Origin of the sequence: Carnobacterium sp. (assembly GCF_032094055.1) — a bacterium.
Classification (GTDB): Bacteria; Bacillota; Bacilli; order Lactobacillales; family Carnobacteriaceae; genus Carnobacterium_A.
Genome location: NZ_DAMDAK010000136.1, coordinates 2,048 through 3,716, shown reverse-complemented (window position 1 = coordinate 3,716; position 1,669 = coordinate 2,048). Strand labels below are relative to the sequence as shown.

The 1,669-nt window shown below is 30.8% G+C and carries 1 protein-coding gene and 1 pseudogene; both read left to right on the top strand.

What is annotated here, in order from left to right:
• Positions 1-691: 691 nt before the first annotated feature.
• Positions 692-1,186: pseudogene (locus RT405_RS13265) on the top strand (phosphoribosylanthranilate isomerase); the annotation flags it as partial.
• Positions 1,169-1,597: a GNAT family N-acetyltransferase gene (locus tag RT405_RS13260; RefSeq protein WP_313470321.1), complete on the top strand. Its 429-nt coding sequence runs from the start codon at positions 1,169-1,171 to the stop codon at positions 1,595-1,597. The pseudogene RT405_RS13265 and the gene RT405_RS13260, both read left to right, overlap by 18 nt.
• The last annotated feature ends 72 nt before the right edge of the window (positions 1,598-1,669 follow it).

Sequence of the window (1,669 nt, the reverse complement as noted above, 5' to 3'; positions counted from 1 at the left end):
TATTTTTCGTTGCTGCGATGTATCGCTGCGACATCTACTAATATAACAGCTTCTCGAGCTTTCGTCAACACCTTTTTTATTCTAATATTATTTTTTATTTAAAGATGAACAATTAGATAAAAGTTCATGTGAACTTCCGTTTTTTACTATATTTGTATTTTTTTGAAGAGTTTCTTCTAAAAAGATTCGTTCTTTTTCCTAACTTTATCTTTGAGCCACTACATATTTATGCTGTTTTTTTGTATAAACATAATGAATTTTCTCTAAATAACTAACTTGTATACTACCATATGATTACGTTTTCTTCAATTTTGCTAACTTATCTTATACTTATTCGCCTAACAAGAAAAGTTTTTATACAGAAATCGGACTATTATCTGTACAGATATCCTCCCTTTCTTTTGGGTGATTGACCAATAAGACGATGCCTTTTAAATGATTGTTACTATTTGCCTAACATATATTTAGGTTAAATAATGTTTACTTATTCATTAACTATTTTGCCTTTCCTATTCTTTTAAATAGGTTTATCAGAAGAAACGAGCTAAATTTCAAAAAAATACTTATCTTCAAAATAAATTGCACTATATAAAAATATAGCGTTACGTCTCTCTGTTCATTCTATCTCCCGATAGTGTAAACTGTTTATACCAAGTACCATATAAAATAACGCTGATTAGGAGCAACTCTAATGGATCAAAATAAGTTTTCAGAGTTTTTAAAAATCTCAAGAGCATTAAATAACCATGGAATCACTCCTTTATTAATGGGCTCTTTAGGTTTAGAATTTGTCACTAGAAAAAATTGGAATGCTCAAGATATCGATATTCACGTCCCGGGTGACACTAGGGGATGGGAAGCAACAGATGAAGATAGGATATTTAATTGGGCTGCTATTATAAGGATTATGACTCAAGTCGGTTACCAACTGATTGATTTACACGAACATGAATTCAGCAATGGAATGATTACGATTCAATATGGTGTGATGGATACTTTACCTGAATATGCAAATACTGAGATTAAAGAGTTGAGAAGTGAAGAAATAGAAAAAGCAGTATTATATGTTCCAACAGCTGAGCAATTCTTAAAGATATATACAGCATCATCTAAAGACAGTTATCGGAATGATAAAAACAATAACAAAGACTTTGAAAAGCTTAGGTATTTGAAATCATTAAGAAAAGGAAATCCAAAGATTCGTTTTGCTAACTCCAATGATTATCATTATTTATTGAGCAAAGACAAGCACATAGCTCCTCATAGATTAAACTCTGCCATTAAAGAAGGAAGAGTGCTGATCATCGAAGAAGATGAATGCATTGGTTGGTTAAGATTCAGTTATTTTTGGGAGACCATTCCTTTTATTGATATGCTGTACATCTTAGAACCATTTAGAAATAAAAAATACGGAACGGCTTTAATAAATTTTTTTGAAGAAAATATGAAATTACGTGGATTTAGTGAACTGATGACTTCTACCACTAGTGAAGAATATGCTCAACATTTATATCATAAACTAGGATTTAAAACAGTAGGAGGCTTTTTTCCTCCTAAAGAAGCGTATGAAATCATTTTAACGAAAACTATTATGTAGTTTATTAGGAGCCATTATGTAAGGGAGAGTTGAAAGGATGAAAACCAGGTTGATGAAAAAGGAAGATATTCC